Source organism: Limnospira sp. PMC 1279.21, assembly GCF_032349615.1.
Taxonomy (GTDB): domain Bacteria; phylum Cyanobacteriota; class Cyanobacteriia; order Cyanobacteriales; family Microcoleaceae; genus Limnospira; species Limnospira fusiformis.
Map to the genome: position 1 here is coordinate 1 of NZ_JARPLU010000049.1, position 20,327 is coordinate 20,327.

The following is a 20,327-nucleotide window of genomic DNA, read 5'->3' on the forward strand; positions in this document are numbered from 1 at the left end:
TTCATTGTCGGGGTGGGTTCCGCCGTCAATTTTCTGCCCATGAGAAACCCGGTTTATTTGAGAAACCGGGTTTCTTGACCACGGCGATAATTATTCATTGTCGGGGCGCGCCTCCCACCCTTTACCATGAGAAACCCGGTTTCTTTGAGAAACCGGGTTTCTTGACCTCTGTGCCGTTCACCCGATAGGTGATCCCTCTGACTCACCCTACGAGGATGATAATTATTAATTATTAATTATTAATTATTAATTGTCGGGGTCGATTCGCATCAGGGGTTGTCCATATTCCACAGGTGCGCCATTAGCTACCAAAATTTCCATAACTTGACCAGAAACCTCAGCCTCAATTTCATTCATCAGCTTCATGGCTTCGATGATACAGACAGTTTGACCGTTAGTGACTCGATCGCCATTATCCACAAATGGCGGCTCATCAGGAGCCGGAGAACGGTAAAAAGTTCCCACCATGGGGGATGTTACCTCTACCCATTTAGCGTCAACCGGACTAGAGACCTTTCCTGTGGCGGCAGTAGTCTGGGTGCTGGTGGCGGTTGATTCTGATAAGCGATCGCCAGTAGAAACCGTCCCTGGAGGCGACACCAACTCCGCACTAGGAAACCCACCACTGAGGGCGACATCAACAGAAGATAGAGGGCGATCGATAGAACTGCCACCTTTGCGTACCATCAACTCAAAATCACTACTTTTGAGCGTCAGTTCGGAAATATTAGTTTTATCGATGTCAGCCAGCAGTTCTCGAAGCTGGTTGAGATCTAGTTGCACAGTTGGTATATCTCCCTAAAAATAACATTGTCGAAAATTATGGGCGATCGCCCATATCATGTTACCCAGAAATTTGGTTAACACTGGAAGCATTAATCGCGACCCTGATAACTATCGTTGCGGGTATCGATGCGAATACGCTCACCCACAGAAATAAACAGAGGAACCATCACAGTTGCGCCTGTTTGTAGGGTAGCTGGTTTCGTGCCACCCGTCGCGGTATCGCCTTTAACTCCTGGATCTGTTTCCGTCACTTCTAGGCTAACGGAGTTGGGAAGTTCCACCTCTAGCACTTGGTCATTCCAGTAGAGTACATTAACTTCCATACCTTCGATCAGGTATTTAACCCCATTACCAATCTGATCAGGAGTTAGGTGAGCTTCCTCGAAGGTGTCCATGTCCATGAACACATAATCATCACCATCTTTATAGGTATGTTGCATGGTCTTTTTCTCCAGGTTCGCCTGGGGAACTGTCTCCCCAGCCCGGAATGTCCGTTCCATGACGTTACCCGTCTGTGCGTTTTTTAGTTTGGTGCGGACAAAGGCGGAACCCTTTCCTGGCTTAACGTGGAGGAATTCTACCACCCGCCACACAGTTCCGTCTAATTCAATACTGACACCTGTGCGAAAGTCGTTACTCGAAATCATGGGAGCATCTTCACCTGGGCTGAACAATCGGCATTTATTTTACCCTAATCGGTGCTTTATGATGGGGTTCGGTGAGAGTTCTTAACAATTCTGCTAAAATCGGGGAAATTTCCCGCAAGTCCTGAAAACTCCCCCTAGCTATGCCAGATTTTGTCCTTGATGTCAAAAACCTACAGGTTCAGTTTAAATCTGACCAGAGAATCACGCGCGCGGTCGATCAGATTTCCTTTCAGGTCAAACCCGGACAGACCCTAGGAATTGTTGGGGAGTCCGGGTCAGGAAAATCTGTCACGTCTTTAGCAATTATGGGGTTGCTGTCCCCGGCTACATCTCAAGTGGGGGGAGAAATCTGGTTTCGGCCAGGAAACCCCCAGGCGGATGAAGCTGATCACAACAATGATAGCACAGAAGGAGCGATCGATTTACTACAACTGCCAGAATCTCAAAAGCAGCAATTTCGCGGCGGTGAAATCTCTATGATATTTCAGGAACCGATGAGTTCCCTCAACCCGGTTTATACGATTGGTTTTCAACTGATAGAAGCTATCCGACAGCATCAGGATATTACCCCCCGTGAAGGATTATGGAAAGCGACGAGTTTATTGCAGGAAGTCAAACTGTTACCTAGTGATGAGCAAATCCTCAAGCAACTACAGTTAGAAACTCCCCCGAATAATGATGATATTAATAACCCACCCTCACAGCGGGAGTGGCAAACTCGGATAAATGACCAAAAACGAGCATTTCTCGATCGCTATCCTCACGAACTCTCTGGGGGGCAACTGCAACGGGTAATGATTGCGATGGCTATTTCCTGCAATCCCACATTATTGATTGCTGATGAACCGACGACGGCTTTGGATGTGACAGTACAAGCGACTATTTTAGACCTGCTGCGAGAATTACGCGATCGCCGAGGAATGTCGATAATTTTCATTACCCACGATTTCGGAGTTATTGCCGAAATTGCCGATACAGTCGCGGTGATGTATCAGGGTAAAATCGTGGAATTAAACCCGATTCATCAACTGTTTAATAACCCCCAACATCCCTACACCAAGGGATTGCTGGCTTGTCGTCCCACATTGGAAACCCGACGGGGGGCAAAACTGCCCACGATTGCGGATTTTATGGAAGTTGTCAGCACGGAATCTGGCACAAAAATTAGAGGCATTGACTCTCAGGAAAACCTCGCTAATGAGACGCGGGAGACAGCCGAGAAGGTTCCCAGCAACCCGGATAATTCGCCGTTGTTATCGGTGCAAAATTTGCGAGTAGGATTTAAAATTCCTGGGGTGTTAGGAGGTACTCAAAGACTATTTATGGCAGTTGATGATGTGTCTTTTGATGTATTCCCCGGAGAAACATTAGGATTGGTGGGAGAGTCTGGCTGCGGGAAAAGTACCCTATCTAGGGCGATTTTACAACTGATTCTCCCCCATAGCGGTCGGGTGATTTTTGCTGGGGAAGATATTACAAATTATCAGCCTTCTGGTCCTTGGATTAATCGTTTAAAAGACTATCGCCAACGCCGGGAATTTCAGCAAAAAATGAAGTGGGTGCGGCGGGAGATGCAAATTGTGTTCCAAGACCCGTTTAGTTCCCTTGACCCCCGTTTAACCATTGGGGATGCGGTGATGGAACCCCTGTTAATTCACTCGGTCGGGAACTATAAACAAAGGCGCGATCGCACTGCTTATTTATTAGAAAGAGTCGGACTGAACCCGGATTTTATGAGACGCTATCCCCACGAGTTTTCGGGAGGACAAAGACAACGGATTTGTATTGCTAGGTCTCTGGCTTTAAACCCCAAATTTATCATCTGTGACGAGTCGGTGTCAGCTTTGGATGTTTCTGTACAAGCCCAGGTGTTAAACCTGCTGAGGGAGCTACAAAGGGAGTTTGAGCTAACATATATCTTTATCTCCCATGATTTGAGTGTGGTTAAATTTATGAGCGATCGCATTGTAGTCATGAACCAAGGCAAAATCGAGGAAATCGGAGACTCAGAGGAGATTTATCGCCATCCTCAACAGGAATATACCCGCCGACTAATCGCCTCTATTCCCACCGGAGATATCCAACGAGTTGCCAGTTAACTATCATCTTCGATAACTAACCCCAATAAATAGATTGAACCCGGAACTTTAGTCCTCAATGAAACTCATACTTTATAGTAAACCTGGCTGTCATTTGTGCGAAAACCTCCAGGAGAAACTGGAAGAAATTCAAGCAGATAGCAATAGTCCCTGTCAGTTTGACCTGGAAGTTAGGGACATCACCACCCGACCCGACTGGTATGCACTCTATCAATACGAAGTCCCAGTCCTGTATAAATGTGGCGATCGCAGCCTGACCGAAGAACCCATCCCCAGACCATCTCCCCGTATTTCCGCCTACCAGTTGGAACAAATCCTACAAAAATATTGGTAAAACATTAGATTAACAATAATCATCAAATTGGCAGAAGTTTGACCCGTGAAACTCAAAGATTTACTCAACCCCAACTTACTACCCCCAGAGTATCACCCCGCCTTAGACATGGAAATCACAGGCTTGGCGACTAACTCCCACGCCTGTAAGCCAGGGGATCTGTTTTTAGGAATGCCGGGAACAAGAGTTGATGGAGGGGATTTTTGGCCAAGTGCGATCGCCTCCGGTGCGGTAGCCGCCATAGTTTCCCAGTCCGCAGCCAGCAATACCCCACCAGAGACAGACTCTGATACCATTCCCTGTGTCATTCCCGCCGCCGACATGACCACAGCCTGCGCTGAGATAGCCACAGCATTTTATAACCATCCCGCCCAAACCCTCAAATTAGTGGGGGTGACCGGAACCAATGGCAAAACCACCACCACTCACCTGATCGAATTTCTCCTCAGCAACCTTGACCAACCTACAGCCTTACTGGGAACCCTTTACACCCGTTGGCCGGGGTTTCAAGAAGTCGCTGTTCATACTACCCCCTTTGCGGTGGAACTTCAACACCAATTAGCTGACGCAGTAGGTGCAGGCTGCCAGTTTGGGGTCATGGAAGTTAGCTCCCATGCTTTACACCAGGGCCGGGTTTTGGGGTGTCCGTTTCGGGTGGCAGTATTTACTAATTTGACTCAGGACCACCTAGACTATCATCCCACCATGGATGATTACTTTGAGGCGAAAGCGTTGCTATTTAGTGATGATTATCTCCAGGGTAAGGCGATTATTAATGCTGATGATGACTATGGTAAAAAGTTGATGGCACGGTTGGGGAGCGATCGCTTTTGGAGTTATAGCGTCAGTGACCCCAGCGCCGATATATGGGCAGATAGCCTCGTTTATCAACCCACAGGTATTAAGGGAGTTCTCCATACCCCCATGGGATCGGCTTCATTTTCCCTACCCTTAGTCGGTCAATATAACCTCTCTAACCTATTGGCAGCCCTGGGGGCGGGTTTAGCCCTCGGTTTGGATTTGTCGGCTATGGTGGACTCTCTACCAGCCTTTGGCGGCGTTCCTGGTCGCATGGAAAGGGTCCAGCTTTCCCCAGAGCAGGATATTACGGTCATTGTTGATTATGCCCATACTCCTGATAGTTTGGAAAATCTACTGAAAGCCTCCCGTCCGTTTATTCCCGGTCGGATGATTTGCGTGTTTGGGTGTGGGGGCGATCGCGATCGCACTAAACGCCCGAAAATGGGTAAAATTGCGGCAGATTTATCCGATTTAGCCGTAGTCACATCCGATAATCCCCGCACCGAAGATCCTGACCGCATTTTGCAAGATATTCTCGCGGGAATTCCGGCTGATGTTAAACCTATAGTAATTGGCGATCGGGCTAAAGCTATTCGCACCGCTATCGACGAGGCTCAACCCGGCGATGGTGTCTTAATTGCTGGGAAAGGTCACGAAGATTATCAAATTATTGGCACGGAAAAAGTGCATTTTGATGACCGCGAACAAGCGCGAGATGCCTTAACAAATAAGTATTCTTAACTTGATTTCTGGTGCGTCAGTCTTCCCCCCTCATATATTCATGATGATTCAGGATTTCTGACACACCCTACAAATTTCTGGTGCGTCAGTCTTCCCCCCTCATATATTCATGATGATTCAGGATTTCTGACGCTACCCTTTTCTGGTGGGTCAATTGCCATTAAAAACCAAACTTTTCAATCTGTTGTATGGCATAGTTTTCCGGTTCACTGGGGTCGAAAGTATCAAATTTTAAGGATTCATAGCGGAGGGTGATGGTAGGGGGTTGCTGACCTAACTGTTTAGCCATTTGGCGTGCGAGTCCAGTTAGAAAAATATTGGCGGCGATCGCTTCATGATTAAGGCTTCCCATGGGAGCATATCCCCAGCGTTCAAATTGTGAAGTAATCCAGTAGGAAAAACTTTTCCACGGGTAAGGGTCAAAATCAATGCGATCGGGAATATTCAGAGATTCACCTAAGCGGTTAACAAACTGTCCGGTCATTACCTGTCGCAGCACATCTTCCGACGCATCCAGATATTGTAACTGTGCTAGTCGCCGCGCTACGTCTGTGCGGTTCTGACTTTGGCTGGCATAATAGGAACCCTCAATGATTGCTTTATTTATAGCACGGAAGGTGTTAGGATAACGGTCGATCCATTCCTGAGAAGTAGTGAAAGAACAGCAGGGATGACCCGGCCACAGGTCTCTAGTTAAAAGATGAATAAAACCCAGACCTTGATTAATTGCTATTTGGTTAAAAGGTTCAGGAGCCACCATAGCATCAATTTCGCCACTTCTTAACCTGTTCAGCATATTGGGCGGCGGTGTAACCACTAATTCTACATCCCGATCTGGGTGAACTTTGCTATTAGCCAGATAATACCTGAGTAGGAGATTGTGCATTGAGTGATTGAAAGGAATAGCAATCCTAAATCCTTTAAAATCTTCGGCGGTTTTGACTTTTTCTCGATGTTTGATGGCTACCGTAATCGCACTACCATTGATGTTTTCAATACTAGCAAGTCTGATGGGAAATCGACGAGATTCTAACCCTAAACTAATGGCGATCGGCATGGGGGAGAGCATATGATAAGCGTCAAGTTCTCCGGCGATCGCACTCTCTCGGATTTGCTCCCAGCTATTCATTTTCACCAGTTCTACATCTAAACCATATTTTTCATAGAGGTTTAAAGATTCACAAATCAGAATAGGCGTAGCACAGGCGATCGGCAAAAAACCAATTCTTAGCTGAGTTTTTTCCAGCATAACACCCGACGAATTACCTTGAGAGTTGGGGTCTGGAGATGCCGCACAATTGCTGAGAACTCCCAAAGCTGATGTCCCTGCTAGTCCTAACAAAAACTGTCGCCGTCTGATGGAGTTTTTAGACAACATTCGGGGATGATTTAATCCCTTAGTTACCGCGTCGCTGAGATTGACCGATAAATCCTGACTGTCCGAATTTACATCATGAAATCGACCACATTTATAGCACATTTGCGGGATTCTGTCAAGGTATTTGCTGAATTTATTAGGAGTTTTCATGATAGATTTACTCTAAATTTTACCGTAAATTAATCAGAGATTCATTGAGTCGTTGAGTATTGGTTCTTAACAAGGCAATACTCTCCGCATTTTCACGAGCAACCTGATTAAGACTATTCATGGCTTCGCTGACCTGCTGTAGAGCCAGTAATTGCTGTTCTGCGGTTCTCGCAATAGTTTGATTATTGAGATACACCTGATGAAATGCTTGGGATACACCCGCAAAAGAACTAGACATATTGTGAGCAGATTTCACACTTTCACTAACGCTTAATTTGCCTGATTCGGTGACTTTTACCGTGGTGTTAATAGCATTTTGAATATCCAAAACCAGGGTATTAATTTCTGCGGCTGACTGTTTACTGCGATCGGCTAATTTACGGATTTCCACCGCCACCACCCCAAAACCCAACCCCTGTTGTCCCGCGCGCACCGCTTCCACAGAAGCATTTAAGGCTAGTAAATTGGTTTGATAAGCTAGGTTACTCACTGACTGAGCAATATTATTAATCTGTAGGGATTTCTCACTTAATTCTAGGCTACGATTAGCGATCGCTTCTACTGTTTGTCGCAGTGTTTCCATTCTATCCAAAGTTTGTTGAACCGCCGCACTACCTTTTTCCGACAAAAGCAAAGCGCGATGAGCTTCATCAGTAGCAATTTTCGCCTGTTCTGTAGAGTTCTGGACTGCCGCATTTAACTCATCAATAGTCGTCGTAGTTTCATTAACTGAACTCGCCTGAACTCCTAAGCTGCGTTCCTGTTCCTCCAATGCGCTAGTAATTTCCTTAGAAGAGTTAGAAATTTGCGCCGTTTCGCGGTCAATAGTAGCCGAAATTCCCAAGCCAATAGTTAGGATAACTACCGCACCAATGGCTGTACTGCCAAATATTAAAATTGTCAGCCATCTTAATAGGTTAATTTGCCGATTTTGTTGGTCATTAAGTTGCTGTCGCTTGGTCGCCTCAAAACCTCTCACCAATTGTTCTAACTGTTCTGTAATGGCTTGATTTTCGGCTTGTTGTAAGACCTCAGTCACTTTTTCTGGTCTTCCTAATTGGACGTAGGAAATCAAACGGCGATCGAACTCATTAACCTGATCACCAATATTAATTATCCGATTTAATGTTTGGCGCTGTTCCGTTTCTTGAATTCTACTACGCAAATTTTCCGATTGTTCATAAAAGAGGGTATCCCATTCTTCGTACTCCTCCAACTCTCTCAAGTCTCTACCTAAAATATAGCCCCTAGCCGCCCGCTGCATTGCTACAATGCTAAATGCTAGATTATTAACCTCTTCAATTTCCCCATAAATTTTGTCCACATTTTTGATTTGTTGTTGGACAGGCTGAACACCGATAAAATAGACCAAGCCAGCAACTATTAAAAATAGGACTAAGGGAATCAGATAACCCCTAAAAATTCTTTGGCGCAGGCTACCTTGTTGGAAAGAAAATAGACTCCAAAGGCTTTTCAGCATGACTTAATTACCCCATTAATAAATAGATGAAATGCTTGGGGAGGGCTTCAGATGCCTTACTGTTAAGTTGATTAGTTATAGCTATTAACTAGGTTTAGTTGGTTTCAGTAGTAGTGATGCGACTAAAGCCGCCGTCCCTCCTATTAGTCCTAAAATTAACCAAACACCGAGGCGACGACCTTTTTGGAAGGCGATCGCCGCCGCTACCCCTCCAATCAAACAGTGGCCACTCAGCAACAAATAAAGATTGGGGTCAATGGGAAAATCTGACATAGAACTTGCCAATTACAAAGCCACCAGGGATATTTCGATTAAACTGGTCGCTATTATATAACACCTGTTGATATTTGGTGGATATGTCTTAATAAATCTAGGGTGATATAACCGCTATTCAAGGCTGTAGAGGCGATCGCTTCACAGGAAAGATCCGGTTCCCCCAAATGATTGATCACCAAGGCAGCACCCTCAAAATATTCGTTTTTTGTATAATTATTTACAGTAATAATCGTGGTTAACCCCACTCCTCGCGCCGCCAGTAACCCCTGTCGGGAGTCTTCGATCGCCAGACAATCCGATGCAGTCAAACCCAATTTTTCTAATGCATAATTATAGATATCTGGGGCGGGTTTTTTGTGGGGGACAATATCTCCAGCCGCAATTACTTCAAACCAATGGGGGTTTAAGGTTTCTTCCAAAAGTGCGATCGCATTAGGAAAGGCGCTGGTAGTAGCGATCGCCAATCTGACCCCCTCCCCCAGAGCCTCCGTGATTAATCGCTTCACCCCAGGACGCAGGGGAATATCTCCCTTGGCTAATAACTCCCGATAGTGGCGAGTTTTAGCTTGGTGAAGTTTCGCGATCCACTCATCCAAATTATTGGGGGGTTGACCATTAGGATGGTAGCGTTTGATATAATAATCTATACGCTCCTTACCCCCCGAAACCCTCAACAATTCCCCATATAATTCAATAGACCAATCCCAATCTAAACCCGCTTCAGCAAATGTTTGATTAAAGGCTAATCTGTGACCATCCCTTTCCGTTTCAGCGAGGGTCCCATCCACATCAAAAATGATTGCTTTTAGATGACTCATCAGTGCTAAATTTGCGGGTTGACAATTTTTTCAGGAATTTCTGGACAGCGATCGCTCACTTTCAGATCATAGCCCTGGTGTTTAAGTTCATCCACAAAATGAGTCGGATCAGCCTCCACTTCTCCACTGTTTTGGGTGTCCGCAGTCGGATTAGTCTGTTGTTGCTTTCGCAGATGTTTAAGTTTAGCTTTTCTGCCCATTTTTACTGAGTATCTATGTTAACTATGATTGGTCACTTTTCGATCCGGTAATTTTTTCGCGATCGCCTTCAAAAAACCTATCCAAATCAATCGCCTCATCCCCTTTATCTTCCCAAAGATTCAGCATTGATCCCAACTGTAGCCAAATCAATAAAGCCGTAGGAAAAACCACAATAGCCCCCCCCAAAGTAGCCAACCAGTAAATCGGAATAAACACCAGCAAACTGGAAGACACAGCCACAAACACACAAACCGACATAGCTACATAAGCCACCTTAGCGTTAGGAGTTTTATAGTTAATCCTATTTTTCCGGTCATCCTGTCGCCAAACTGCCACCTGATATTCTAGCATATCCTTAAAAATCAGACCCAAGATAATCGAGAATATCGTAGACGCAATCACCACAATATAAATAGGTTCAACCACCAAATTTTCCGAGTTCATAGTCTTATGCCAATTTCCCAAACAACAGCCAGACTGTAGTATAATATAAAACCCAACTTTTAGCAATTTAGCTTTTATTCAGGAGCGATCGCCGTTGAGGTTTCCGGTTGTGGTTGAGACACGAAAATATTACCCTGATCATCAATTTCCAAAGGAGTATCAGGAAAATCACTTTTAGTTAAACGTCGCATTAACCCCACAGTCCGCAAAGAATTATCCAGAGACGGAATCCCTTGGCCATCAAGATGAACCGGAATAATTCTACCCTCGACAAAATTACCCATGACATCAAGTTGAGTTTCCAAAACTAGAGAATATCCCAATTCCGCGCGAGTTGATAAAGTGCGATATCCCAAAAAATTACCCAAAGAATAAGCAATTAACTTACCATTATATAATTCCAAAGCCCTCGGCACATGGGGGCCATGTCCTAACACCAAATCCGCCCCAGCATCAATCATTGTGCGTGCAAATAATACCTTATTACCGCGATTTTCCCCATAAAAATATTCGGTTCTATTCTGAATGCGTAAAGCCCTAGTACCTTCCGCCCCCGCGTGTACAGAAACCACCACAATATCAGCATTTTCCGCCGCTTCCTTAATCAAGGCTTGCGACGCTTCCAAATCATTCATATTATTATGATAATTAAAATAACTAAAGCCGATAAATGCCACATTTACACCCCTCACCTCATGATAGACAATCTGACCTTTTTTGCCGACCGCCTTCATTCCCGCTTTTTCAATATTAGCGATCGTATCTTTAAAGCCAGTTTCAAAAAAATCAAACGAGTGATTATTCGCCACACTCAAAATATCAAATCCTGCCTCCCTTAAAAGTGCCGCATATTCCGGCGGTGTCCGAAACGCAAACACCATACCACGACCCACATTTTTAGCGCTATTAGGATAGTTAGTTAGGGTACTTTCAAAATTACCAAAGACTATATCAGCATCTTGTAAAGCTGGTTTAACCCCCGCAAATAATACCTGCTTGTTGGGATGTAATTTATTGTAAGGATAATTGCTTCCCGGAATAATATCACCCACCGATTTAATCGTAATCCGCATATCAGGGTCAATGGGATTCCGTAGTGATGAAATAGTCAACTCAGATATATTTCGGATCTGTTCAATAGTTGCCTTAGTCAGCAATGGATCAACTTCCATAGTGGGATTTTCAGAATTAGATCCAAATGAGAAATTAGGTAATTGGGGGAGTTGTTCCAGCACCGCTTGAGAAGCTGTCGCCAAAGTCGGTGGGATAGTCGCCAAAGATGCCGAAACTCTATCCCATTTAGCACCGACAATTAACCCAGACAAAGGCAAAATCGCCAGAGTCATATAACCCACTAAAGACAAAGATTTTGGTCGTCCAACTTTAACTCTCTGGGTTTTAGTAGTTGCCGAACTTGCCGAATTAGGCGCAATTTCCGAAGTAGCCATCTGAGATACTACTGGGGAAGCCGTCGCCACTTTTTTGGTTTTCTTCTTGGTTTTAGGTGGCGCAGAAGTCTGAGTTTTTTTCTGATTCTTAGGTGAAGGCGATCGCTTAGTTTTTTGAGGAGGTTTAGGGTCAGAAACCGGAGCATTTTTAGGGCTAACCTGGTTAACCACCACAGGCGGCGACTTTAGTACCAGAGTCTCAATCCAAGCTGGGTGCTGATCATCGCCTAATTGTGCCGCGATCGTAACACACCAGATAGATGGAGGCTCAAGACGCATTAATCCCTTGTGAATGACACGGACAGATGCAGCTTGGTCGGGAATTGTGGGGGACTCTAGGCTAATATAGAGATGATTATATTCCAGAGTGAGATGTGCTTGCACCTGTTTAGGTTTCAAGGCTTGGTTGAGTAAAATAGCGATCGCTTTTGGATCTCCCTGATAGGCAGACCTAAGAATTTCTTGCTGACTCACTGACAGATCTCCTCTCCTGACACCACTTACTTGTCAAACTCCCAGGCTGAATGGGAACTTTTAGGATATCTTATATCTTAATTGACACTCCCTCGTTAAATCAAAGATTATAACCGGGGATTCTTAATTCACCGACTTTTAACTAGAGCCAACAAAGTTAATTGTTGAACCCCCGCCAGATCGTCTCCACAAGCATTTTGAATCACGGACCATCTATGCTGGAGACATGGGGTAGGGTTGAAGTTTATATAATTGTGGCGATCGTCACCCTAGCTTTCAACCATCTAATCTGGTTTGAGTATTTCACTGTCTTATGACTCGCGCTTTGGCCTTTTCCGTCCTGAGCAAACCTGATCGACCGTGATCACAATGGCAGTAAAAACATGAAAGCGGTTGGGATATCAACGGCGCACCGGGAAGGCGACGTGAGACGGGTTAAGCCTGCGGTTGCTGTTTTACCGGAGAATCCCCCCTTTTCTAAACAGGGGAGTATGTCAAGATATGATGGCAACAAATTGATAGGGGGACGAAATTATGATTAATTTGACTCGGGTTTTGGCAATGGGGCTGATAGCAGGGTTAGTTTTACCGGGACTAACCGCCTCCGCATCGGAAATCCTATCTATTCGGTTACCAAGGTTGGTGGCTCAGGAGAACCCACAGGACCAGGCCAACCAATTATTTCAAGAAGCTATTTTCCTGACCAAACAGGGAACACCATCCGCATTGCGGGAGGCGATCGCTAAATTTAAAGAGGTGATGCCCTTATTAGACCAAATCGGGGATTCTTTTGCGATCGCTGCCACTATGACCGCTATAGGTTCCGCTTACTCGGAATTAGGAGAAAATCAACCCGCCCTGGATTATTTAAATCAAGCCCTGTCAATGTGGGATATAATCGATTCGCCAGAGGAACAAAGGCTACCCCCTGGGTTTGGTAAAGCTAACACTTTGCAAAGTATTGGTCAGGTTCACCTAAGCATGGAGGAAACTACCACAGCCTTAGATTATTACCAGCAAGCCCTATCTATCTTTGACGAAATAGGGGAACCTTATCGGAAAGTTAATATACTTAATGAGATCGGTGAGGTTTATGTAAACCTAGGGGAAATCTCTGGTGGTTTGGAGTATTACCAGCGGGCTTTATCGATTTCTCAATCCGTGGGATATCTATCAGGGGAAGCGCAAACCCTCAATAATATTGGTCTAGCCCACTTAGCTTTAGGGGACAGACAACAGGCCCTAGATTATTTAAATCAGGCCTTTTCCCTGTGGCAGTCTATGGGCGATCGCCAAAGAGAAGCCGAGACCCAGGAAAACATCGATAAATCAACAGGCATTGAATAACCGAGTAATAAGATATATTGGCCAGCTTTGGTTAACCACTAGGTTCAAGATACAATAGTTGCCATCAATCAAAATATACTTAGTGATCAGTTAGCGCCAGTCCAGAAGACTGTTTGGAGGAAAACACTTTGGCAGTTCAATATAGCTACGATAGTAGTGAAAATTTGTATCCTCGTCGGGTTCTAGTCACTGGGGGGGCGGGGTTCATTGGTTCAAATTTTGTCCACCACTGGTGCAATGCTTACCCAGAAGATCGTATCGTCGTTTTAGATGCCCTCACCTACGCCGGAAACCGCCAGAACCTAGCCACCTTAGAAGACCGGGAACAGTTTAAGTTTGTCGAAGGTAATATCTGCGATCGCACTTTAATTGACAAATTACTAGAAGAAGAGGCGATCGACACCATTGCCCACTTTGCCGCCGAGTCCCATGTCGATCGCTCAATTCTCGGTCCCGATGCCTTCATTCAAACCAACGTTGTCGGAACCCTAACCCTATTAGAAGCCTTTAGACACTATTGGAACCAGCACCAACAGCCTGATCATTACCGTTTTCTGCACGTCTCCACAGACGAAGTATATGGCAGTCTCGGCCCCGAAGATCCTCCCTTTACCGAAACCACCCCCTACACCCCCAACAGTCCCTATTCTGCCTCAAAAGCTGGTAGCGATCATCTAGTGCGCGCCTACTATCACACCTACAACCTACCCACCATCATCACCAATTGTTCCAATAATTACGGCCCCTATCACTATCCAGAAAAACTCATCCCCCTGATGTGTATTAATATCCTGTTGGGTAAACCCCTCCCCATATATGGAGATGGGCAAAATGTGCGAGACTGGCTATATGTACTAGACCACTGTCGCGCCCTCGATGTAGTCATTCACCGAGGTAAACCCGGAGAAACCTATAATATTGGAGGGAATAACGAGGTAACCAATTTAGACCTGGTGAAGATGCTGTGTCGGTTCATGGACGAACTAGCCTCCCACCACCTACCCGTCAAACCCTCCATGGATCTGATCACCTTTGTTAAAGATAGACCCGGCCACGATCGCCGTTATGCGATCAATTCCAGCAAGCTAAAAACCCAGTTAGGATGGGCTCCCCTAGTCACCGTAGAAGAAGGGTTACGGCAGACCGTTGGCTGGTATCTTACCCATCGCCATTGGTGGGAACCATTACTATCCGAAGAGTACCAAGCCTACTATCGACAGGTTTACGCCTAGTCCCACCATTGTTAACCCCCATCTATCTTAAACAAAAAACAGTTGATCAGTTTTCTGGAGTGGGCAGACTCCGGTAAAATAAAACCCGTTGACATTTAACTGTCTGTTTAACCTAAAGAAGAGGAGAACGATTTTGAAAAAGCTGCTGTCAGTTATTTTACTCTGTGTGGCTCTGTTGACCTTTGCACTGCCACGTCCCGCTTTGGCTGCAGATGCTGCCGCTGGCGCTTCTGTTTTTTCTGCTAACTGTGCAGCCTGCCACATGGGCGGACGCAATGTGATTGTTGCCAACAAAACCCTCAGCAAGTCTGATTTGGCTAAATATCTGAAAGGATTTGATGAGGATGCAGTGGCCTCCGTGGCTTACCAAGTCACTAATGGTAAAAACGCCATGCCTGCATTTAATGGCCGACTCTCTCCCAAGCAGATCGAAGACGTTGCTGCTTATGTTGTAGACCAAGCTGAAAAAGGCTGGTAAGTCCCTAGGTTAATCAGAAACCAACAGTTTAGACTACCTTTCCCCTAGGGGTGAGGCTTTCGGGCAAAGGGTCAGGTGTTCAACTCTTGACTTGTAGCCGGAAAGTTTCGCCCCTCTGTTTTCTATTCCCTAGCGATTTATCATAAAGTGTGTCAAGGTATGTGCAGAGCTTGAATCTTAACAATTGTTCGGTAACTGAATTTTAGTGCAATGTTTGTTCAATCCAAGTTAACCGCACGACAACAACAAATTCTCTGGGCAACTGTTCGCCACTATATCGCGACAGCAGAACCTGTTGGCTCAAAATCCTTAGCCCAAGAGTATAATCTTAATGTCAGTCCCGCTACTATCCGCAATGGTATGGGAGCCTTGGAAAAAGCCGGACTACTCTATCAACCTTATACTTCCGCCGGACGAGTACCTTCTGATTCTGGCTATAGGATTTATGTCGATCGCCTGATGACTCCCTCTGATACTCTGGCTAAGGAAGTCGCTAGACTCCTACGGGAACAGCTAAATTTTGATAGTTGTAGTTTGGAGGCTGTGCTACGAGGTGCAGCCCAAATTCTTTCTACCCTCAGTGGCTATATTTCCCTGATTACTATGCCACAAACCAAGACCGAAAGGCTCCAACATTTGCAACTGGTTCCTATGGGCTCAGGAAAAATTATGGTAGTTGTGGTGACTCATACCTATCAAACCCAGTCCATTTTGATGGAAATTGCCCCGGGAGTTGAGGATATCGGCGACGATACCGAAATATTAGAACAGGAATTACAGATTCTCTCTAATTTTCTCAATCACCAACTTAGGGGACTAGCTTTGGCTGAATTGTCAACTTTAGACTGGACTGAGATAGATCAAGACTTTCAGCAATATAGTAATTTTATCGAACAGTTGCTCAAGAGCTTAGGCGATCGCCACCAAACTCCAGAATATACTAGGATTCAGGTTAGCGGTGTTTCCGAAGTCCTACGACTGCCCGAATTTTCACAACTTCAGCAAGTCCAAACTATTCTACATCTGCTCGAAGATGAACAGGAACAACTCTGGCCCCTCATTTTTGCTACCCCAGAATCTTCCCAACAGGTAAACATCCGCATTGGTTCGGAAAATCCCCTCGAACCCATCCGCAGTTGCACCCTCATCTCGGCTCAATATCGCCAAAATTCCCAGCCTATTGGTAGTGTGGGTATATTGGGACCTACTCGCATGGTCTACGAAAATGCGATCGCTCTTGTGGAAGCGACCGCTAATTACCTGTCCGAAGCCCTTAGTTAAAACTCCTGTGCCGCTACATCCACCACTGATGCTTGAACATCAGTTGCTTCCCCAACTTCTGAGGTACTTTCATCAGCCTTGCGTTTCTTTATTTTTTCCAGAACCAAGGCAGAAACTTCTGTTACCAGCATCGTGGCAATAATACCATCATCTATCCATCCAATCACCGGAATAAAATCAGGCGCAATATCAATCGGCGATATCAGATAAATCAGAGTCCCACCAATTAGCAGCCAGCGATATTTCGCATGGCGCAAGGTTTGCCGATACCAGAGATAAAAGGACTGCACAATATTTTTCATGTCTGGGCCACACCATATCGAATCTGTTGATGATTCTAGCTTGACAAATTATCCCGCCCCATGAAAGTGTAGATTTGCCACCCCTAATGTAGGGGAGTTACCACCATTGAATTTCGGGAATTTTGGTGAATTCCGGTGAGCCGTTAGATTTGGGGGATGAGCCGGGGACTCTGGCCACAGGCTATAGGTGTGGATTGTTTATTTTTATTACTTATGATGGCAAAAAGTTATTTTTTGTTAAATCTTCTTTACTAAAGGCACGGATAGATTTTACAATAATAACACCTGTGGTGAGATTTTTAAGTCCCGGCATCCCCCCAAATGGGGCTGTAATTAGGGAACATCAAACGCTAGAATTAAGATTAGGGACTAAGTTGCCCGGGCAATTTTAGCATGAGGCAGCGGGTTAGTTCCATTTGATAAACAAGGTATTTAACTATGGTGGTTAACTCTTCTAGTTCAAATAGGAGGAACACAAGTAGACGAACCCGTAGCAATACAAGAAAGGATACAGATAATCAGCCTCAAAATCAAGTGACTCCAGCCGATGAAGCTGAAACAGAAGCGGCTGATAATGTACCTGAATCAGATACTCTCAAGGAGAAATTAGACGTGGCTAGTAAATCAAGTTCGACAGAAGGTAATTCAGCACCCACTCAAATTCAAGTATCGCCAGAACCGTCGGCGATCGTTAATCATCGTCCGGTGGGACACAACCAATTTGAAATAGCGGGAATGTTAACCGCCAAACGCCCTATTGGGAAGGCTGTTCATGCAGCTTCAGTAACTTTTATTCAATCGGAAAATCCTACTGGTTCTATGGCTAACCGTCCGGTTTCAGCCACTGAACTACAAATTTCTTCGATGGTGATGAACCGTCCCATTGCTTCTAATGACATTGATGATCCTGATCTATTGATGGGATATTTAGACTAAATCAATTGTTGGTTGCAAGTTTCAACTCTCAACTGATTGATGACTCCGAACCCACCTAACAGTAGTCGGGTGGGTATCTTGTGGTAATTATTGACTAGCCCTCAAATAATCGAGGCTACGATATGCGATCGCCTAAAATCCCCCCATAAATTGATTGTTAAATCCGTTGTCTAACCCCCACGAATAGTAGCACAGACTATCTGTAATAATCTAAATACCCCCATATAAATGAGGAGAGCAAACCGTGAAAATATTAGTAACTGGTGCGGCGGGATTTATTGGATTTCATCTGTGTCAACATCTATTGAAAAGGGGGGATACAGTCATTGGTATTGATAATCTCAATGATTATTATGCAGTATCTTTAAAAGAAGACCGCATCGCTCAACTTACCCCCTTAGAAAAATTTACGTTTTATAAACTAGATTTATACGATAAAGTCGGCATCAAAAAACTGTTTTCCGAACACCAATTTGAGGCAGTAGCCCACCTCGCCGCCCAAGCCGGAGTCCGTTACTCTCTGCAAAATCCCTACGCTTATATTGATAGTAATTTAGTGGGGTTTATCAATGTTTTAGAAGGCTGTCGCCATCATCAAATCCCACACTTGGTTTTTGCGTCTTCTAGTTCGGTTTATGGTTCCAATAAAACTGTACCTTTTTCGGTAGGTGATTATGTAGATTATCCAGTTAGTCTGTATGCTGCGACTAAGAAAGCTAATGAATTGATGGCTCATAGCTACAGTCACCTGTATAATATTCCCACGACGGGATTACGATTTTTTACGGTTTATGGTCCTTGGTATCGTCCTGATATGGCGATGTTTATTTTTACGAAAGCCATCTTAGCCGACCAAGCGATTCCGGTATTTAACTATGGTAATATGCAGCGAGATTTTACCTATGTTGATGATGTGGTGGAAGGGGTAATTAGGGTAATTGATAAGATTCCACAACCGGGAAGCAATCAAGCGGAAATTCAGGGAGTTAAAACTACGGCACCCTATCAAATTTATAATATCGGTAATAATAAGCCGGTGAATTTACTGTATTTGATTGAAGTCCTGGAAAATGTCTTAGGCAAAAAAGCCCAGAAAAATCTGCTTCCCATGCAGCCGGGAGATGTGCCGATTACCTATGCTAATGTAGATTCATTGATAGCAGATGTAGGATTTAAACCAAGTACACCCATAGAGGTGGGAGTAGAAAAATTTGTGGCTTGGTATAAATCCTATTATGGTGTTTAACCGGATGGGAGACAGGACTCGCCGTCACAGATATGGGGACGATATTATGATCGCATCTACCAACCACCTCGCCCCCCAAGGCTCAATTATCGATGATTAAGGCAAGCGCCCTAGCAGGTCAGGAAAAATCTGCCGGAGTATTTTCGGGTACAATCTGGCGATCGCGTAAAGTTTGAACACGGGTAAACTGGGAGAGGAAATATTGAGTTACCAGAGTAGGTTGTTCCGCCTGCATCAAAGATCGAACCACAGCCACCCTAGTCGCCCCAGCCATCAAAACATCATCAAAATTGTTCATATTAATGCCGCCGATCGCAAACCAGGGAACCGAAGCATGACGAGTCGCATGGCGTACATATTCCAAACCCGCCGCCTGCTTATCAGGCTTAGTGGGAGTAGCATAAACCGGACCGACCCCAATATAATCGGCCCCCTCAGCGATCGCCAATTTCATCTCTTCGGGATTAGTAGTTGATTTACCGACAATTTTTTGAGGACCCAAAAGCTGTTTAGCCACAGCAATAGGTAAATCCTGCTGTCCCAAATGTACCCCATCAGCATTAACAGCGATCGCAATATCCACCCGGTCATTAACCAAAAACAGGGCATTATAACGGTGGCAAAGCTGACAAAGCTGGCGGGCATTTTTCCAACGCTGATGATCATCAGTATCCTTATCGCGATACTGAACCACCTTTAATCCCCCTTGTAAAGCCGCCTCTACCACTGACATCAACCTTTCCGAGGGAGAAGTCACCAAATACAAATTCGCCCTTTGTAGCTTCTGATGTCGTCCGTAGGCGAGTAAATTACTTTCCAGGGTATAGACCCGGTAGCGCATCTGCTTAACCGCCGCCCCCATATTGGGATGGTAAACCTTACCATATTCCTCCAGGACTCGCAAAGCCTCCTCTACCCGGCAAAAATTGACCTGTATCACCTGTTCGAGACTTTCTCGGTTTTCCTCCGAGGGATGACTCAACTGAGTACCCACATCCGTGGTAGTATCCCGGGACATCCGCAACTCATTACTGTGCCACTGTGCCAGTTGCTGTCGCAAATTCTTGCACTCCGCAGCCATTTCCGAATTATCCAAGCCAAACCTAAACCATTCCTCAATAGTTCGGATACCCTCCCGCGCCCGGTCTAAGTTGGCATCTAAAATCCGATAAAGTGCTGGTTGTCCCAGTTTAGTCTTATGATTCAAATCGCCCATCGAAATCTCCTCACCAACTCCATCAAGCCAAATAATCAAGCCCAATCATGATCAACCACGGCGCAGGTTAATATATCAGATTTTCTTTAGCCGTGGGCGGAACCACCATTACGAAAATTAATCATATAAAAAAACCAGGTGTTGCCATAATAGGGGATACTGGACCAAAATAGATTAATTTTCCCAATTAATATTACAGTTTGTCGGAGTTT

The 20,327-nt window shown here is 45.0% G+C and carries 21 protein-coding genes; 10 read left to right on the forward strand and 11 right to left on the reverse strand.

Features of this window, described 5'->3' with window-relative positions; translation table 11 throughout:
• Positions 1 to 188: hypothetical protein (locus P5683_RS09805; RefSeq protein ID WP_315642398.1), on the forward strand; the 188-nt coding region annotated here is incomplete at its 5' end.
• A gap of 58 nt (positions 189 to 246) precedes the next feature.
• Here the strand turns inward: P5683_RS09805 and accB are convergent.
• Together accB and efp are read right to left on the reverse strand one after the other, a co-directional pair.
• Positions 247 to 783 carry an acetyl-CoA carboxylase biotin carboxyl carrier protein gene (gene accB / locus P5683_RS09810; RefSeq protein WP_006624978.1) on the reverse strand — a complete coding sequence of 179 codons (537 nt, stop codon included), beginning with the start codon at positions 781 to 783 and terminating at the stop codon, positions 247 to 249.
• A gap of 92 nt (positions 784 to 875) precedes the next feature.
• Entirely contained in the window at positions 876 to 1,433 is a 558-nt protein-coding gene (gene efp, locus P5683_RS09815) for an elongation factor P (RefSeq protein WP_006619604.1), read from the reverse strand.
• 140 nt (positions 1,434 to 1,573) lie between these two features.
• Here efp and P5683_RS09820 point away from each other — a divergent pair, with 140 nt between their 5' ends.
• From P5683_RS09820 to P5683_RS09830, 3 genes are read left to right on the forward strand one after another with little or no spacing between them, the layout of a single operon-like run.
• Positions 1,574 to 3,532, forward strand: coding sequence for an ABC transporter ATP-binding protein (locus tag P5683_RS09820; protein ID WP_193521052.1), 1,959 nt, complete (start codon positions 1,574 to 1,576; stop codon positions 3,530 to 3,532).
• Positions 3,533 to 3,590: 58 nt separating this feature from the next.
• The gene (locus P5683_RS09825; RefSeq protein ID WP_006624975.1) at positions 3,591 to 3,866 is read left to right on the forward strand and encodes a glutaredoxin family protein; all 276 of its coding nucleotides are present in this window, start codon (positions 3,591 to 3,593) and stop codon (positions 3,864 to 3,866) included.
• A 45-nt stretch (positions 3,867 to 3,911) separates the two neighbouring features.
• Complete coding sequence (locus tag P5683_RS09830) at positions 3,912 to 5,408, forward strand: UDP-N-acetylmuramoyl-L-alanyl-D-glutamate--2,6-diaminopimelate ligase (protein WP_006624974.1); 1,497 nt, start codon at positions 3,912 to 3,914, stop codon at positions 5,406 to 5,408.
• 160 nt (positions 5,409 to 5,568) lie between these two features.
• Here P5683_RS09830 and P5683_RS09835 read toward each other — a convergent pair whose 3' ends face one another.
• From P5683_RS09835 to P5683_RS09865, 7 genes are all read right to left on the reverse strand, one after another.
• Positions 5,569 to 6,936: an ABC transporter substrate-binding protein gene (locus tag P5683_RS09835; protein ID WP_108614839.1), complete on the reverse strand. Its 1,368-nt coding sequence runs from the start codon at positions 6,934 to 6,936 to the stop codon at positions 5,569 to 5,571.
• Between the two features lie 19 nt (positions 6,937 to 6,955).
• Positions 6,956 to 8,416 (reverse strand): methyl-accepting chemotaxis protein, encoded by a 1,461-nt coding sequence (locus tag P5683_RS09840; protein WP_006624972.1) that lies wholly within the window; start codon positions 8,414 to 8,416, stop codon positions 6,956 to 6,958.
• 84 nt (positions 8,417 to 8,500) lie between these two features.
• Positions 8,501 to 8,689 (reverse strand): hypothetical protein, encoded by a 189-nt coding sequence (locus tag P5683_RS09845; protein WP_006619610.1) that lies wholly within the window; start codon positions 8,687 to 8,689, stop codon positions 8,501 to 8,503.
• 53 nt (positions 8,690 to 8,742) lie between these two features.
• Positions 8,743 to 9,510, reverse strand: a complete 768-nt coding sequence (locus tag P5683_RS09850; protein ID WP_315639790.1) for an HAD family hydrolase — start codon at positions 9,508 to 9,510, stop codon at positions 8,743 to 8,745.
• A 5-nt stretch (positions 9,511 to 9,515) separates the two neighbouring features.
• Entirely contained in the window at positions 9,516 to 9,710 is a 195-nt protein-coding gene (locus P5683_RS09855) for a hypothetical protein (RefSeq protein WP_046319270.1), read from the reverse strand.
• Positions 9,711 to 9,732: 22 nt separating this feature from the next.
• Positions 9,733 to 10,155, reverse strand: a complete 423-nt coding sequence (locus tag P5683_RS09860; RefSeq protein ID WP_006668271.1) for a hypothetical protein — start codon at positions 10,153 to 10,155, stop codon at positions 9,733 to 9,735.
• Between the two features lie 74 nt (positions 10,156 to 10,229).
• Complete coding sequence (locus P5683_RS09865) at positions 10,230 to 12,077, reverse strand: CapA family protein (protein ID WP_315639789.1); 1,848 nt, start codon at positions 12,075 to 12,077, stop codon at positions 10,230 to 10,232.
• Positions 12,078 to 12,611: 534 nt separating this feature from the next.
• Here P5683_RS09865 and P5683_RS09870 point away from each other — a divergent pair.
• From P5683_RS09870 to hrcA, 4 genes are all read left to right on the forward strand, one after another.
• Entirely contained in the window at positions 12,612 to 13,424 is an 813-nt protein-coding gene (locus P5683_RS09870; RefSeq protein WP_187757690.1) for a tetratricopeptide repeat protein, read from the forward strand.
• 128 nt (positions 13,425 to 13,552) lie between these two features.
• Entirely contained in the window at positions 13,553 to 14,656 is a 1,104-nt protein-coding gene (rfbB, locus tag P5683_RS09875) for a dTDP-glucose 4,6-dehydratase (RefSeq protein ID WP_006624965.1), read from the forward strand.
• A gap of 133 nt (positions 14,657 to 14,789) precedes the next feature.
• Positions 14,790 to 15,134 carry a cytochrome c6 PetJ gene (petJ, locus tag P5683_RS09880; protein WP_006624964.1) on the forward strand — a complete coding sequence of 115 codons (345 nt, stop codon included), beginning with the start codon at positions 14,790 to 14,792 and terminating at the stop codon, positions 15,132 to 15,134.
• Positions 15,135 to 15,344: 210 nt separating this feature from the next.
• Positions 15,345 to 16,415, forward strand: coding sequence for a heat-inducible transcriptional repressor HrcA (hrcA, locus tag P5683_RS09885; RefSeq protein ID WP_006624963.1), 1,071 nt, complete (start codon positions 15,345 to 15,347; stop codon positions 16,413 to 16,415).
• Here hrcA and P5683_RS09890 read toward each other — a convergent pair.
• Positions 16,412 to 16,717 carry a YkvA family protein gene (locus P5683_RS09890; protein WP_006624962.1) on the reverse strand — a complete coding sequence of 102 codons (306 nt, stop codon included), beginning with the start codon at positions 16,715 to 16,717 and terminating at the stop codon, positions 16,412 to 16,414. The two genes, hrcA and P5683_RS09890, sit on opposite strands and share 4 nt — an antisense overlap.
• 534 nt (positions 16,718 to 17,251) lie before the next feature.
• On the opposite strand from P5683_RS09890, the gene P5683_RS09895 reads away from it, so the two are divergent.
• Both P5683_RS09895 and P5683_RS09900 read left to right on the forward strand, forming a co-directional pair.
• A complete protein-coding gene (locus tag P5683_RS09895) occupies positions 17,252 to 17,653 on the forward strand; it encodes a hypothetical protein (protein WP_231296360.1) in 402 nt (133 codons plus the stop codon).
• Positions 17,654 to 17,897: 244 nt separating this feature from the next.
• The gene (locus P5683_RS09900) at positions 17,898 to 18,899 is read left to right on the forward strand and encodes an NAD-dependent epimerase (RefSeq protein ID WP_006668268.1); all 1,002 of its coding nucleotides are present in this window, start codon (positions 17,898 to 17,900) and stop codon (positions 18,897 to 18,899) included.
• 118 nt (positions 18,900 to 19,017) lie between these two features.
• Here P5683_RS09900 and P5683_RS09905 read toward each other — a convergent pair whose 3' ends face one another.
• Positions 19,018 to 20,115, reverse strand: a complete 1,098-nt coding sequence (locus P5683_RS09905; protein ID WP_006624957.1) for a thiamine phosphate synthase — start codon at positions 20,113 to 20,115, stop codon at positions 19,018 to 19,020.
• Positions 20,116 to 20,327 lie beyond the last annotated feature (212 nt).